This window comes from Bartonella sp. TT119HLJHH (assembly GCF_042193385.1).
Taxonomy (GTDB): Bacteria; Pseudomonadota; Alphaproteobacteria; order Rhizobiales; family Rhizobiaceae; genus Bartonella.
On sequence record NZ_JBHILS010000131.1, the window covers coordinates 1 to 725 of the forward strand.

General features: G+C 47.3%; 1 protein-coding gene. It reads left to right on the forward strand.

Translation table 11 applies throughout. The features are described 5' to 3' along the window. Window positions 1-725 (forward strand): phage late control D family protein (locus ACFIJL_RS09765; RefSeq protein WP_375624529.1); only part of this gene is annotated, 725 nt, incomplete at both ends.

Here is a 725-nt window from a genome sequence, read left to right on the forward strand (position 1 = left end):
AGTTGTGGTGGCAGTGATGGAGAGATCTTGCGCCTTTGTGGCAAAAGTGCCTCGATGCGTAAAGAGCTCAAAGAACAGGTGAGTGAACATTTTGACCACAAAACTGTTGGTGAGATTGTTGAGACACTTGCCAAACGCCATGGCTATCAAGCAAAGGTCAGTCCCCAATTTACCAAACAAACTTTGCCTTATGTGATTCGTACAGATCAATCGGCGGTTGATTTTTTAACCCGCCTTGCCGATCGCATGCGGGCACGTTTTTTAATCAAAGACCATAAGTTTTTATTTTTAAGCGGGGATAATTTACCAGCACTCGAACTTTATAAAAATGACTGTTCCAACTGGGAATTCACATTAGAGCCACGTACGCAATATGGCACCATTGAAGCTTCTTATTTTGATCGCTCAAAAGGGCAGCAATGCCAAGTCAAACATCAGACAGGGTTTAGCGGTCCCGTGCGGCGTTTACGGACTTGTTACACTTGTGAGGAGGAAGCACGAGCTGCTGCTGCATCAGAATCGGATAGGCTGTGCCGTGCTGTGGGCAGTGGTTCTTTGTCTCTTGCGGGGCGACCAGAAATCATGGCCGACCAACCTCTCATCCTTCAAGGGTTTCGTGGGCAAATCAATGGACCATGGAAAGCCGCGACCGTCACCCACCGCTATGAAAAACAAAGCGGATACACAACAGAAATCACACTCGAGGCACCAAACAAGGGAAAAGA